Origin of the sequence: Amycolatopsis sp. WAC 01416, from assembly GCF_003947485.1 — a bacterium.
Classification (GTDB): domain Bacteria; phylum Actinomycetota; class Actinomycetes; order Mycobacteriales; family Pseudonocardiaceae; genus Amycolatopsis.
Genome location: NZ_QHHX01000009.1, coordinates 87,443 through 100,577, shown reverse-complemented (window position 1 = coordinate 100,577; position 13,135 = coordinate 87,443). Strand labels below are relative to the sequence as shown.

Annotated in this window: 14 protein-coding genes; 10 read left to right on the top strand and 4 right to left on the bottom strand. The window is 69.1% G+C overall.

The annotated features are described in order from the left end of the window. Positions 1-72 precede the first annotated feature (72 nt). Both DL990_RS29245 and DL990_RS29240 read left to right on the top strand, forming a co-directional pair. Positions 73-1,254, top strand: a complete 1,182-nt coding sequence (locus tag DL990_RS29245) for an MFS transporter (RefSeq protein ID WP_125800587.1) — start codon at positions 73-75, stop codon at positions 1,252-1,254. Next, a complete protein-coding gene (locus DL990_RS29240) occupies positions 1,251-1,688 on the top strand; it encodes a Dabb family protein (protein ID WP_125800586.1) in 438 nt (145 codons plus the stop codon). The genes DL990_RS29245 and DL990_RS29240 overlap by 4 nt, the downstream gene beginning before the upstream one ends. Here the strand turns inward: DL990_RS29240 and DL990_RS29235 are convergent. Both DL990_RS29235 and DL990_RS29230 read right to left on the bottom strand, forming a co-directional pair. Then, entirely contained in the window at positions 1,668-2,663 is a 996-nt protein-coding gene (locus tag DL990_RS29235; RefSeq protein ID WP_125800585.1) for a DUF3592 domain-containing protein, read from the bottom strand. The genes DL990_RS29240 and DL990_RS29235 overlap by 21 nt on opposite strands. Before the next feature lie 14 nt (positions 2,664-2,677). Beyond that, on the bottom strand, positions 2,678-3,526 hold the full coding sequence (locus tag DL990_RS29230) for a hypothetical protein (RefSeq protein WP_125800584.1): 849 nt from the start codon (positions 3,524-3,526) through the stop codon (positions 2,678-2,680). A gap of 118 nt (positions 3,527-3,644) precedes the next feature. Here DL990_RS29230 and DL990_RS29225 point away from each other — a divergent pair, with 118 nt between their 5' ends. The 3 genes from DL990_RS29225 to DL990_RS29215 all read left to right on the top strand — a co-directional run bounded on the left by DL990_RS29225 (position 3,645) and on the right by DL990_RS29215 (position 6,895). Then, positions 3,645-4,217: a TetR/AcrR family transcriptional regulator gene (locus tag DL990_RS29225; protein WP_125800583.1), complete on the top strand. Its 573-nt coding sequence runs from the start codon at positions 3,645-3,647 to the stop codon at positions 4,215-4,217. Positions 4,218-4,225: 8 nt separating this feature from the next. Further along, entirely contained in the window at positions 4,226-5,371 is a 1,146-nt protein-coding gene (locus DL990_RS29220; protein WP_125784656.1) for an SGNH/GDSL hydrolase family protein, read from the top strand. A 429-nt stretch (positions 5,372-5,800) separates the two neighbouring features. Further along, a complete protein-coding gene (locus DL990_RS29215) occupies positions 5,801-6,895 on the top strand; it encodes a S1 family peptidase (protein WP_125784658.1) in 1,095 nt (364 codons plus the stop codon). Positions 6,896-6,919: 24 nt separating this feature from the next. Here the strand turns inward: DL990_RS29215 and DL990_RS29210 are convergent, their stop codons facing one another. Beyond that, the gene (locus DL990_RS29210; RefSeq protein ID WP_125800582.1) at positions 6,920-7,816 is read right to left on the bottom strand and encodes a LysR family transcriptional regulator; all 897 of its coding nucleotides are present in this window, start codon (positions 7,814-7,816) and stop codon (positions 6,920-6,922) included. A gap of 80 nt (positions 7,817-7,896) precedes the next feature. Between DL990_RS29210 and DL990_RS29205 the strand changes: the two genes are divergently transcribed. The 5 genes from DL990_RS29205 to DL990_RS29185 all read left to right on the top strand — a co-directional run bounded on the left by DL990_RS29205 (position 7,897) and on the right by DL990_RS29185 (position 12,114). Further along, positions 7,897-8,304, top strand: a complete 408-nt coding sequence (locus DL990_RS29205) for a hypothetical protein (protein WP_125784662.1) — start codon at positions 7,897-7,899, stop codon at positions 8,302-8,304. Then, entirely contained in the window at positions 8,301-9,869 is a 1,569-nt protein-coding gene (locus DL990_RS29200) for a multicopper oxidase family protein (protein WP_125800581.1), read from the top strand. Before DL990_RS29205 ends, DL990_RS29200 begins: the two co-directional genes overlap by 4 nt. Positions 9,870-10,164: 295 nt before the next feature. Then, positions 10,165-10,518: a RidA family protein gene (locus tag DL990_RS29195; RefSeq protein WP_125800580.1), complete on the top strand. Its 354-nt coding sequence runs from the start codon at positions 10,165-10,167 to the stop codon at positions 10,516-10,518. Continuing rightward, entirely contained in the window at positions 10,511-11,155 is a 645-nt protein-coding gene (locus DL990_RS29190) for a transcriptional regulator (RefSeq protein ID WP_125784668.1), read from the top strand. Before DL990_RS29195 ends, DL990_RS29190 begins: the two co-directional genes overlap by 8 nt. Then, on the top strand, positions 11,152-12,114 hold the full coding sequence (locus DL990_RS29185; protein WP_125784670.1) for a pyridoxal-phosphate dependent enzyme: 963 nt from the start codon (positions 11,152-11,154) through the stop codon (positions 12,112-12,114). The genes DL990_RS29190 and DL990_RS29185 overlap by 4 nt, the downstream gene beginning before the upstream one ends. 35 nt (positions 12,115-12,149) lie before the next feature. On the opposite strand, the gene DL990_RS29180 is transcribed toward DL990_RS29185, so the two are convergent. Continuing rightward, on the bottom strand, positions 12,150-13,127 hold the full coding sequence (locus DL990_RS29180; RefSeq protein ID WP_125800579.1) for an alpha/beta hydrolase family protein: 978 nt from the start codon (positions 13,125-13,127) through the stop codon (positions 12,150-12,152). Between the last annotated feature and the right edge of the window lie 8 nt (positions 13,128-13,135).

Genomic DNA, 13,135 nt, shown 5'->3' with positions numbered 1-13,135 from the left:
CTACCGACTTCGGGCGCGCCTAGGCGATTTTCACCGACGCGAACCCCGGCCTCCCGCTGCGAGATTGGTGGAATGACGAACCGAGCGGACGCCCTGACGCCGACGCGCCTGGCGCGCGGCACCGTGCTCGCCGCGGCGCCGCTGACCATCATGGCCGCGGCGATCATCGCGCCCAGCCTGCCCGCGATGCGCGAGGTCTTCGCCGGAACGCCCGGCTCCGATCTGCTCGTACGGCTGGCGCTGACCGTGACCTCGCTCGCGATCGCGAGCAGCGCGCCCCTGTCCGGGATCGTCGCCGACCGCGTGGGACGCCGTCCGCTGCTGTTGGCAGGCCTTGGGCTCTACGCGATCTCCGGCACGGCCGGCTTCTTCGTGAGCGACCTTCCCCTGTTGCTGGCCACCCGGGCTGGACTCGGACTCGCCGTCGGCGCGATCATGACGGCGGTCAGCACCCTGATCACCGACTGGTACTCCGGCGATCGGCGTGCCTCGTTCCTCGGGTTGCAGCAGGCGTTCGCGAGTCTGGGCGGCGTCGTCTTCCTGCCTCTGGCGGGGTTGCTGGCCACAGTGGACTGGAAGGCACCGTTCTGGATCTATTCGGCCTCGGCGATCGTGGCCCTCTTCGCGATCGTCTCCCTGAGCGAACCGGCCCGAAGCAGCCCCGCGGTCAGTGAAAGCGAGCGGACCCGGCTGCCCGCCCGCGTCCTCGGCGTCTACGTCCTCGCGTTGGTGGTGACGCTGGCCTTCTACATGGCGCCGACGCAGTTGCCGTTCCTGCTGGAAGGATTCGGCAGCGGCCCCGCCGTCATCGGCGCCGTGGTCGCCGGGAGCACGGTGACCGGCGTCGCCGGTGCGCTGGCATTCCCTCGCCTGCGCGAACGGCTGAGCTCCACGGCGATCACCACGTTCAGCGTCGCGCTCATGGGCGCGGGCTGGCTGGTGATCGGCACGGCGGGCACCGTCGCCCAAGTGGTGGCGGGGCTGCTCGTCGGCGGGCTCGGGGTCGGCCTCGTCGTCCCGAACCTCAACCTGCGCCTGGCCGAGGTCGCCCACCCCGCGCAGCGCGGCCGGGTCCTCAGCGGCCTGGTGACCGGGATCTTCCTGGGGCAGTTCCTGTCCCCGCTCGTCGTCCAGCCACTCGTCCAGGGCATCGGCATCTCCGACGCCTTCACCTGGACCGGTATCGCCATGGCAGCCGGAGCGGCACTCGCCGCTCTTCTCACGAACCGGAACAACGGAAAGGAAAAACGATGATCTACCACGGCAACCGTTTCACCCTGCGGCCCGACGCCGCCCCCGAGCAGATCGAAGAAGCACTGGAGAGCCTTCGCAATCAAGGCCGGGTCATCCCGTCGGTGAAGTCCTTCGTCGTCGGCCGTGATTTCGGCGGCGAGTACGAATGGGGCGCCGTCTTCGTGCTCGAAGACCTCGAAGGCTACTGGGAGTACCTCATCCACCCGGCGCACCGGAACACCGACCGGGTCGGACTTCCGCTGGTCGACAAGTTCGCCTCCTTCGACGTCACCGACGATCCGGACCCGGAGATGGGCACGAAGATCGCCGAACTGCACCAGCGCCGCTACGACGACGACGCCGAGCTGACCGCGCTGATCTCCGATCTCGGCGAGTACTCCGGCAGCGCCGCGCCGGGAAAGCACGGAACGGCTTCAGCCACCGTCGGCGAGTGAGCCGCTGCCGTCGGGTCCGGTCACGATCACCCGGGTGCTCACAGCGGTGCCGAACGGGACGGTCGTGACCTGCCACGTCTGCGGTTCCCCGACTTCGACGGTCGCCTTCGCCCGCCGTACCAGGGCAGGGACGCGGTCGACCTCCAGTGCGCGGAGGTCGAACCGCGGCACCTGGGCGCCCGACGGCGCGAAGACCACGGTCAGCCGCCGGTCCTCGACGACCACGGTGATCACCTGCGAAACGTCCGTCGCCTGCGCCAGTGAGTCGATCGCCCGGCGCAACTCCCCTTCGCCCAGCAAGGATCTGTCGACGTCGACGGTCGCGGATCCCGAGGAGGACGTGGTCACGCCGGACTGGGTTTCTTCCGTCCGGGCAGGCGTTTCCGGCGCGAACAGCTCGGCGCGGAACAGGAACAGCACGAGCCCCGCGCCGAGCAGGAACCCGAGGACGGCGAGCGCGGCGAACCCGCAGCCCTCCGGCGGTTCCTGCACCAGGCTGGACTCCGGAGCGGATTCGATCGTGGCTTCGGCCGCGCGGCGTTCCCACGACGGCGGCGGCCGGTCCACGACCTCCGCCTTCCACGGCCGGTCCGGCAGGTACCGGACGACGAGGACGTCGCCCGGCCGGTAGTTCGGGATGTCGACCAGGTTGATGTGGTGGACGACCTTCAGCCGGAACGTGGCCATACCGTCGGGGGCGACGGTGAAGACGAGGTCGACCGGGATGTCCCCCGTCTCGGTGCCCCCGGCACGAAGGCTTTCGATCTTGGCGAGCGCGATCACCGGAACGACCTTCGCCTCGCGAGCGCGGCGCGGTGCCCCGGCGAGGTGGAGCAGAATCCCATAGACGACGGGAAGTCCGACTCCCGTGATGATCAGCGGGACGTACTCGATGACGACGCCGACGATGAACGCGCACAAGGTCGTCCCGCTGATGATCCCGGTCAGGAATCCGCGGACAAGGGTGAGCGGCATGGACACTCCAGAGCTCAGTTCGCGGACAGCCAGTCGCTGAGGGCGGGATGGCGCCGCAGCGCCACGAAGATCTTCTTGTCATCGGCGGGTGAAGCCGGGTCGAACAGCACTTCCGCGCCGGCGATCGTGGTGTCGCCGGTGCGGCGGGTCACCCAGTGCCGGACGCCCGAGAGATCGACGAAGGACACCGTCACGTCCGCGCCGACGACCCGGGTGCCCGACTCGTCCCCTCCCATGCGCAGCTTCACTTCGACGACCTCGGCCGGCACCCGGCGGCCGTGCCGCAACAGCCGTTCCCTGGTGCGCGCCAGTTCGGCTTGGTGCCGCGAAACCTGGACGGCGTACCACAGGGCCAGCAACGTCAGGAGGAGCAGGAACGCCGGCATCCACAGGTCGGCGTAGTACATCAGCCACGCCCAGAACCCCCACTTTTCGTCCGTGTGGAAGACGGGGTCGACCGCGGTGCCGACGGCGAGCGGCGGAAGCCATCCTCGTGACGATTCCCAGAGGCCGAGCGTACTGGCCGCGAAAGCCAGTACGACCGGGAACGCCGGCCCCGACCGCCGTCCTTGGTAGCGCCGCATCGCGGCTCGCGCGAGGTTGCCCGCGGCGAGACAACCGAGGAGGCCGAAAGTCCCCCAGATCGAGCCATACGGCGGCTCGCCGTCGCCGCGGTCGTCGAAGACGCTGTCGATCGCCATCGTCCGGAACTGTTCGAGGAGCGCGCCGAATCCGTGTCCGGTCACGAAGCCGCAGACCAGGGTGACCGCGGAGGCCAGGATCGCGCCCACGAGCAGGCGGCGGTCACCTCGCAGGCGCTCGATGCGCTCGTACCGGGCACGAGCCGGGTCCACTGTGTTCATCACGCTCACCTCCGTTCGGTAGCGCCCAGCCTCCGTCGGACCGGGCGCTACCGAACCCAAGTTTTGCTTCCTAAGCCTCTTAGGCAAATCCCAAATGGACTATGGTAGAGTCGTCGGCATGGCAAGAGCGGGACTGACCACGGAACGCGTGGTCCGGGCGGGCGCGGACATGGCCGACGAGATCGGCTTCGAACTCGTGACGCCGACAGAGCTCGCGAAACGGTGCGGCGTCAAGACGGCGAGCCTGTATTCGCACGTGAAGAACGCCCATGAACTGAAGACCGAGATCGCCTTGCTGGCCTTGGCCGAACTCGCCGACCTCGCCTCCACCGCGGTGGCGGGCCTGGCGGGCAAGGACGCGCTGGTCGCCTTGGCGAACGTCCACCGCGACTACGCCCTCGAACATCCCGGCAGGTTCACCGCCGCGAGGTTCCGGCTCGCCCCGGAGCAGGCGGCCACCAGCGCCGGCGTCCGGCACGCCGAACTGATGCGGGCGATCCTGCGCGGCTACGACCTCGCCGAGCCGCATCAGACGCACGCGGTCCGGCTCCTGGGCAGCGTTTTCAGCGGCTACGTCGGCCTGGAGGCCGCCGGAGGCTTCAGCCACAGCACCCCCGGCTCGCAGGAGAGCTGGACCGAGATCCTCGACGCGCTCGACGTCCTGCTGCGCGGCTGGCCCCGAACGAAATGAACGGAAGAATGCTCACGATCCCGATCACCGCCGACCTCGTCCGCGGCGCGCTCGACCTCGAGTCCACCGAACGCGGCGTGGTCCCCCACCGGCTGCCCGCGCGCGCCAGGCAGCAGATCCCCGACGATCAGCTGGCCATGGCCGAATCGCAGCCGTCTGGCGTGCGGCTCGCCTTCCGCACCGCGGCCACGCTCGTCGAACTGGACGTCATCGCCACCAAACGGTTCCTCGTCGGCGTGCCACCCCGGCCCGACGGCGTCTACGAACTACTCGTCGACGGCAGGCTCGCGGGACAGGCGAGTGTGACCGAGGGCGACACGATCAGCGTCGACATGGTCACCGGCGCCAGAACTCACCAGCCCGGACCTGTGCGCACCCTGCGCTTCACCGGCCTGCCCGCCGACGTGAAGGACGTCGAAATCTGGCTGCCGCATAACGAAACGACCCGACTGGTCGCCCTGCGCACCGACGCGTCCGTCCACAATGTACCGTCGAGCGGCGGCAAGGTCTGGCTGCACCACGGCAGTTCCATCAGCCAAGGCTCCAACGCGGCCACCCCGACCGGGATCTGGCCCGCCACGGCCGCGGTGCTCGCCGGTGTGGAGCTGGTCAATCTGGGCTTCGGCGGCAGCGCGCTGCTCGACCCGTTCACCGCCCGCGCCATGCGGGACACGGCCGCGGATCTGATCAGCGTCAAGATCGGCATCAACGTCGTCAACGCCGACCTGATGCGGCTGCGCGCGTTCGGCCCGGCGGTGCACGGTTTCCTCGACACCATCCGGGAAGGGCATCCCCGCACGCCGTTGCTGGTCGTCTCGCCGATCCATTGCCCCATCCACGAGCACACCCCTGGACCCGGCCAGTTCGACCCCGATGGCCTACGGGAAGGAAAAGTGCGATTCAGGGCCACCGGGGACCCCGCGGAAACCGCCGCGGGGAAGCTGACGCTCACCGTGATCCGCGGGGAACTCGCCCGGATCGTCAAGGAGCGGAGCACGACCGATCCGCACCTGCGCTACGTCGACGGCCTGGAACTGTACGGCGAGGCCGACCATGCCGAGCTGCCGTTGCCCGACGCCCTCCACCCGGACGCGGCCACACACCGGCTCATCGGAGAGCGCTTCGCGAAACACCTCGTCATCGACGGGTCGTGAGGTGCAGGGCTCTGAAGTACGAGAGATCGGGTGAGCGGGCGGCTTCTTCAGCGCTTCCGATGGGCCCGGCGTCGAACTCTTACGTCGTGAAGGCGCCCTTTGAGACCTTCATCGTCTCAAAGGGCCCCTTCACGACATACCCACGACCGCGCCGCCGCGGGTACCTGGAACACCGTTGGCCCTGACGACCCAGAACACTCACGACCTGCCGCCGCGTTTACTGTGCGCGTATACGTCGGTAGCCCCCTTTCGCGATACCTATTTTTCTTCCTGTCCAACGAAAGTCGGTATCCGCCACCGGAGCGGCGGATCACCATGATCGGCACCGGATCACCGGTGCCGGGTCGCCTTGGCCGCACCCGGCTACCCACCGTGTCCAGTGCACCACCCCTCGCGCTGGATGTCCCCTCGCGAAAGTGAGTCACCGGTATGCGCACAAACCCCTTAGCCCGTACCGCCACGACACTGGTGGCCGCGGCCGCGGTCATCGGCTTCCTCGCCCCGTCCACGGCCACCGCCACCACCATCGCGGGCTACTCCCCGACGGTGCAGCACGAAGCCGTGACGTCCCTCGCCTCGGAAGCCGGGATCAGCACGGCGGCCGCCGTCGAGTTCCTCCGGACGCAGACGGCCAGTGTCGAAACACTGCAGAAGGTCACCGCGTCGCTCGGCGCCCGTGCCGCCGACGGCTACGTCGACGACGCCGCCAAGCCGGTGGTCAACGTGCTCGACCAGGCCGCCGCGGACCAGGTGACCGCGGCCGGAGCCCAGGCCCGCGTGGTCAAGCACTCCAGCGCGGCACTGGCGGGGGCACAGAACGCCTTGCAGGCGTTGCCCGCCGTCGCGCATACGTCGATCGGTCTCGACCCGAAGACCAACCAGGTAGTGCTGACCCTCTCCGACGCGGCGAAGGGTACCGAAGCCCTCGTGAAGGCCGCCGAAGCGCTCGGTGACCGGGTCCGGGTGGAGCGGACCACCGGCGAGATGCACACCGCGATCTACAACGGCGAGGCCATCACCGGTGGCGGCACCCGCTGCTCGGTCGGGTTCAACACCAACCGCGGCGGCCAGAACTACATCCTCGACGCCGGCCACTGCACCCGCGCGGTGTCGCAGTGGAACGTCGGACCGTCGCAGGGCGCCAGCTTCCCGACCAACGACTACGGCCTGATCCGCAACACCACCGGCAGCGCGCCCGGCGCCGTCACCCTGTGGAACGGTTCCACCCAGCGGATCGCCTCCGCCGGTTCCGCCACCGTCGGCCAGCGGATCAGCAAGAGCGGCAGCACTACCCGCCTCACTTCTGGTTCGGTGCAGCGGCTCAACGTCACGGTGAACTACGCCGAAGGCTCGGTGCACCAGCTGATCCAGACCAACGCGCTGGTCAACCCCGGTGACTCGGGCGGCTGCCTGTTCTCCGGCAGCGTCGGCCTCGGCATCACCTCCGGCAAGGGCGGCGGAAGCTCCTACTTCCAGCCCATCGGCGAAGCGATGAGCGCCTACAGCGTCACGCTCAACCCGTAAGCACGTCGCGAGGCCGGGCGCTGGTCACCGCGACCGAGGCCCGGCCTGTGCGTGGAAATATTCGACGGTGTGGTCACGAAAGCGCTGGGCGGCAACGGAAAGATAGGTGTCCTCGCGCCACGCGACGCTGAGCACGCGGCGACAGTCGGGATCGTCGACGTCGAGCCAGACCACCGTCGGGCTGGTGACCGACCGCAGACCCAGGGAGGGCACCAACGCGATGCCGAGTCCCGCGTCGACGAGCTGGAAGAGCACCGCGGCCTCGTCTCCCTCGCAGACGACGTGCAGTGCGAGGCCGGCCTTCGCGAAAAGACGATCGACGAGCGCACGCTGCCAGTAGCCGGGCCGTGTGGTGAGGAACGGCTCGCCTTCGAGATCCGCGAGCCCGACGCGACCGCGTCCGGCGAGCCGGTGACCGGCGGGCACGCAGAGCATCACCTTTTCGTCGAGCAGCACGCGACTGTGGATGTCGTTGCCTGTCAAGGGTTGCGACGTGACGCACAGGTCGACGTCGCCGGATCGCAGCTTCTGCACCATCCCCTCCCCCGACCCCTGGGACAGCCGCACGTCCACCAGCGGATGGCCGGGGACGAAGGTACGCAGCGGTTCGGTGAGCACGAGCAGGCTTTCGGCCGCGACGGTGACCGCGCCGCGTTCCAGTCCGGCGGCGTCGTCGAGTTCCTGCCTGGCGTCGTCGAGTTCGGCCAGTGCCCGGTCGACGCGGCGGAGGAACGCGGTGCCGAACCGGTTGAGCCGGATCCGGCGGCCGTGCCGGTCGAACAGCGGCACCCCCAGGTCGTTTTCCAGCCTGGCCAAGGTCCGGCTGAGCGAGGGCTGCGCGACACGCAGCTTCTCGGCGGCGCGGCCGACGTGTTCGAGCCGGGCGACCGTCTGGAAGTACCGGAGCGCCAGAAGATCCACTGCTGATACCTCACCTGTTATGAACACATAACTGATCTTGTCTTGGACAGCATAAGCCGTGGTCTCTTACGTTCGAGCACGTGAGTGAAACCCTGACCGGCCCGAGCCGGAAGGCGAACGGCACGCTGGTGGTGAACCGGGTGCTGGTGACCGCCCACGCCGTCGCGATCATCGGCCAGCCGGTGTTCGCCGGCGGCTATCTCGGCGGCGACTACGACATGCTCTGGCTACACCGCTGGGGCGCCGACGCGGTGTCCTACCTGGCGTACGCGCAGATCCTGGCCGCGCTGGTCCTGTGGCTGGTGCGCGGACCGCGCTGGTTGTTCTGGGTCAGCCTGCTGCTCGCGCTGGGCGAGACCGGGCAGTATCTCGCCGGGATGAAGGGCGCGCTCGATCTGCACGTCCCGCTCGGCGTCGCCCTGGTCACCGGAACCGTGCTGACCACGATCGCCGTCTGGCGGCCGCAGACCTGGCGGGCGAGCCGATGAGCCGCCGTCTTCCCCGCCGGACCTTCCTCGGGCTCGCCGGTGGGGCCGGTGTCCTCGTCGCCGCGGGGATCACCGCTCCCCGCCTGATCGCACAGGGCGCGCCCGGGACGGGCGAGTTGCTGCGCAGCGCGCTCCCGCTGCCGGAACCGTTCCGGGTACCGTTGCCGATCCCGCCGGTCCTGCGTCCACAAAGGACCGCCGACGCCGATCACTACACGATCACCCAGCGGGCGGCGACGGCCGAGATCCTGCCCGGTGTCCGGACGCCGATCTGGGGCTACGACGGGATCTTCCCGGGACCGACGATCGAATCGCGGCGGGACCGCACCGTGGTGGCGCACCACCGCAACGAACTCCCCGTCCCGACCGTGGTCCACCTGCACGGCGGGCACACGCCCGCCGAGTCCGACGGCTATCCGACCGATCTCGTCCTGCCGCGGTCCGGCTGGACCGCCGGGCACACCGGGCACGGCATGGCCGACTCGCGCGCCCGGATCTCGAACGGGGAGCGCGACTACGTCTTCCCGCTGCGGCAACGGGCCGCGACCCTGTGGTACCACGACCATCGCATGGACTTCACCGGTCCGGCCGTGTACCGGGGCCTCGCCGGTTTCCATCTGGTCCGCGACGACGAGGAAGACTCGCTGGGGCTCCCGTCCGGGGACCGTGAGCTCCCGCTGATGATCGCCGACCGCTCTTTCGACGAGCACGGCGCCTTCGCGTACCCGTCTCTCGACCGGACACTGCGGATCACGCCGGGCGTGGAAAGTGCTTACGTGGAAGGCGTTTTCGGTGACGTCGTCCTGGTCAACGGCGCGCCGTGGCCGGTGCACGAAGTGGCGGCCGTCAAATACCGCCTGCGTGTCCTCAACGGCTCCAACGCCCGGCGCTACGACCTGGCACTGGACCCACCGCCACCCGGCGGAGGCGGTTTCGTCCAGATCGGCGGCGACCAGGGCCTCCTCGACGCGCCGCGCGAACACGACCACCTTCCCATCGCACCGGCGGAACGGTACGACCTCGTGGTCGACTTCGGCCGGTATCCGGTCGGCACCGAGGTCACCCTGGTGAACCGGCTCGGCACCGGCTCGACCGCCAAGGTCATGCGGTTCGTCGTCGCGCGCCGCGCGGCGGACGACAGCCGGATTCCGGCGAAGCTCAGCGAAATCCCCCCACTCACTCGCGAACAGGCCACGACCACACGGGACTTCTCGTTCCGCGCCGGCACCGTCCACGGCCGCGCGGGCTGGGTGATCGGCGGGGAACCGTTCTCGCCGGACCTGATGTCGGCGAGCCCTCACCTCGGTGACGTCGAGATCTGGCGGTTCGTCGCCGACATCCACCACCCCGTGCACCTGCACCTGGTGGGTTTCCGGATCCTCTCACGCGGCGGACGTCCGCCGGGACCGTTCGACGGCGGTACCAAGGACACCGTGGACCTGAGTCCCGGCGAGTCGGTCGAGGTCATCGCCCGCTTCGACGGCTACCGCGGCCGCTACGTCTTCCATTGCCACAACGCCGAACACGAGGACATGGCGATGATGGCGAACTTCGAAGTGGTCTGAGCGATGTCAGGAAAGGGTCGTTCAGGACGAAAACGTCCCGAATGACCCTTTCCTGACACATCCGGCCAGGCTCAGCCCACGCCGGGCAGGGTTGGTCAGTTCGCCCACGCCCTCGACGGCGACGGTCACCTCGTCCCCCGGCCGGACTGCCGGTGAGCACGACGTCGCCGGGACACAGGGCGTCGCGGTCGCGCAGGTTTCTCGGTCACCGAGGGCGCGTCGACGATCTTGCGTGAGCGGTACGTCACTCGATACTCGCTTGGACTATTTGTCCAACGCTTATACAGTCAGTCTCGTGACCAATGAGCATCCGTACCCGCCGGCCTTCCGTAGCGGCGACCTGGTTTCCGTGTCCGGACGGCTCGGCGTGACCGAGACGGGAGAACTGGCGCCCGGCGGATTCGACGCCGAATGCCCGCAGGCCTTCGCCAACCTCGACGTCGCGCTGCATTCGGTCGGCGCGACCCGGGCCGACGTGGTGAAGGTCGTCGTGTACCTGACCGACATCGCCGACCGCGACGGCCTCAACCGTGTCTACGAAGAGTTCTTCGCCGAGCCTCGGCCCGCTCGGACCTGTGTCGGCGTCGCGTCTCTGCCCTACGGCGGCAGCGTCGAAGTCGAGGCCCTCGCCCGAGTACGCGATGTCTGAGCAGGACGCGATCCTCGACGCGCTCGCCCCGGTGGCCGACGGCATCGCAGCGACGCTCGGCTCGTTCTGCGAGGTCGTGGTGCACGACTTCCGCCGTCCGGAGCGATCGGTGGTCGCGATCGCCGGCTCGGTCACCGGCCGCGGCGTGGGCGGCTCGATGAGCGAGATCGGCATGGGCCTGCTCGCCCGCGGCGACGACGCCGAAGACCAACTGAACTACGTCACCCGGACGGCGTCCGGGAAGCTGGTGAAGTCTTCGACCATGCTGTTGCGCGACAGCGGCGGCTCGGTGTTCGGCGCGCTGTGCGTGAACCTCGACGTCACCGCACTGGGCCAGCTCAAGACCCTGGTCGGTGAACTCGCCGACGTCGGTGCCGCCACCGAAACGCCGACCACCACCTTCGGCGACGACGTCGACGCGGTGGTGGACGCGATCGTCGACGAACACCAGCTCCGGCTGAACAAACCCTGGGCCGCGCTCAGCCGCGAAGCACGGCTCGACCTGTTCCGCAGCCTCCACGCGCGCGGTGTCTTCGCCGTGCGGCGGGCCGTGCCCCAGGTCGCCGCCCGCATCGGGATCTCCCGCGCCTCCGCTTACAACTATCTCGCCGAAATCCGTGATCAAGGAGCATCATGACCGCCCCCGTGACCATCGACGACATCCGTGACGCCGCCGCCCGCCTGGCCGGTGTCGCGCACCGGACCCCGGTCGTGCGTTCCCGGACCCTCGACGACCTCGTCGGCGCCGAGGTCTTCATCAAGTGCGAAAACCTCCAGCGCGTCGGGGCCTTCAAGTTCCGTGGCGCGTACAACGCCGCCTCCCGGCTCTCACCGGAGCAGCTGGCCAAGGGCATCGCCGCCTACTCCTCGGGCAACCACGCCCAGGCCGTCGCGCTCGCCGCGCGGGAACTCGGGAGCAGCGCGGTCATCCTGATCCCGGAGGACACCCCGAAGTCCAAAAAGGACGCCACCGCGGGCTACGGCGCCGAGATCGTCACCTACGACCGGTACACCGGCGACCGCGTCGCGATCGGTGAAGCGCTGGCGGCCGAACGAGGCCTCGCGCTCATCCCGCCGTACGAACACCCGCACGTCATCGCCGGACAGGGCACGGCGGCGCTGGAACTACTGGAAGACACCGATTCCCTCGACACCCTCGTCGTCCCGGTCGGTGGTGGCGGCCTGATCGCGGGCAGCTCGACCGCCGCGAAGGCCGTGCGGCCCGGCATCCGGGTCGTCGGCGTCGAACCCGCCGCGGGCGACGACACCAAACGTTCGCTGGACGCCGGGGAGCGCGTGTCGATTCCGGTGCCGCGGACCATCGCCGACGGCCAGGCCGCCGAGATCCCCGGCGAACTGACCTTCTCCATCAACCGGAAGCTCGTCGACGACATCGCACTGGTCACCGACGACCAGGTCCGCGACGCCATGCGGTTCGCCTTCGAACGGCTGAAGCTCGTCATCGAGCCGAGCGGGGCCACCGGTCTCGCGGCACTGCTCAGCGGGCGGATTCCCGTTTCCGGCCGGGTCGGGGTGATCATCAGCGGCGGGAACGTCAGCCCGGAACGCTTCGCCGAACTGATCGCGTCCGAGTAACACCCGCAATTCGTCACCTACTTGCGATGGCGCGCTCACAGGCCGAGCCCTCCTGCCAGCACCGGCCAGGAGCTGCGCAGGGCGCGCTGCCAGTACGGCCAGCTGTGCGTGCCATCGCCGTAGTAGTCGACGGTCGCCGGGATGCCCTTGGCCTTCAACCGATCCGTGAAGCTCACCGAGGAGGCCAGCGCCTGGGATTCGAAGATGTCGGACTGGCCCGGCGGATCGAGCGGGCCGGTCTTGCCGTTCCCGCACGAGATGTAGAGCGCGGTGCCGCGCAGATCGTCGACGTGGTCGAACGGGTTGTTCGCCGTCCAGAGCGGCCGCATCCCCCAGCTGTCGCCCCAGAGCTGGAGGTAGTTGAAGACCCCCGCGCGGGCGAGGATCCCCTGGATGAACAACGGAGCTCCCTGATTGAGCGTGTTCGGCACGCCGCTGTACGACGCCGCCGCGGCGAACATCCCCTTGTGCTTGTAGGAATACGCGAGCGCGCCGTATCCGCCGATCGACAGTCCGGCGATCACCCGGCGCGTGCCCGCGCGGTAACCGCGTTCGACGATCTGCCGCACTTCGAGGGTGTGGAAGGTGTCCCAGTCCGGCGTGCTCTTGAGCCCGAAGTTCCACCACTTCGTGTACATCCCGGCGGGCCCGCCGGTCGGCATGACCACGAGGGCGTCCTTGTCCGCGGTGAACGCCTTGACGTCGGTGAACTGGTCCCAAGAGCGGTAGTCCACCGGTTCGCAGCAACCGTGCAGCAGGTACAGCGTCGGCCAGGTCCGGGTGGGTTGCGCGACCCAGCCGGTGGGGACGAGCAGACGGACCATGCCGGTGGTGCCGAGCGAGGGCGAACTGATCTTGAGATCGACGGTGCGCGGGTCCAGCCACGTCTCCTCGACGACCTTCGCGCCGTTGTCCGCGGTGACCGGCGTGGGCGCCGCGCTCGCGGGGACCGAACTTCCGAGCAGTGCGGCCAAGCACAGCGCCAGCGCACCCCAACGCCACGTTCGCTTCATCGTTTCTC

Coding starts and splice junctions, on each gene's coding strand:
- DL990_RS29185 (WP_125784670.1), top strand. CDS start 11,152: ATGACCGCCCCCGTGACCATCGACGACATCCGTGACGCCGCCGCCCGC.
- DL990_RS29240 (WP_125800586.1), top strand. CDS start 1,251: ATGATCTACCACGGCAACCGTTTCACCCTGCGGCCCGACGCCGCCCCC.
- DL990_RS29225 (WP_125800583.1), top strand. CDS start 3,645: ATGGCAAGAGCGGGACTGACCACGGAACGCGTGGTCCGGGCGGGCGCG.
- DL990_RS29220 (WP_125784656.1), top strand. CDS start 4,226: ATGCTCACGATCCCGATCACCGCCGACCTCGTCCGCGGCGCGCTCGAC.
- DL990_RS29180 (WP_125800579.1), bottom strand. CDS start 13,127: ATGAAGCGAACGTGGCGTTGGGGTGCGCTGGCGCTGTGCTTGGCCGCA.
- DL990_RS29235 (WP_125800585.1), bottom strand. CDS start 2,663: ATGCCGCTCACCCTTGTCCGCGGATTCCTGACCGGGATCATCAGCGGG.
- DL990_RS29190 (WP_125784668.1), top strand. CDS start 10,511: ATGTCTGAGCAGGACGCGATCCTCGACGCGCTCGCCCCGGTGGCCGAC.
- DL990_RS29200 (WP_125800581.1), top strand. CDS start 8,301: ATGAGCCGCCGTCTTCCCCGCCGGACCTTCCTCGGGCTCGCCGGTGGG.
- DL990_RS29230 (WP_125800584.1), bottom strand. CDS start 3,526: ATGAACACAGTGGACCCGGCTCGTGCCCGGTACGAGCGCATCGAGCGC.
- DL990_RS29245 (WP_125800587.1), top strand. CDS start 73: ATGACGAACCGAGCGGACGCCCTGACGCCGACGCGCCTGGCGCGCGGC.
- DL990_RS29215 (WP_125784658.1), top strand. CDS start 5,801: ATGCGCACAAACCCCTTAGCCCGTACCGCCACGACACTGGTGGCCGCG.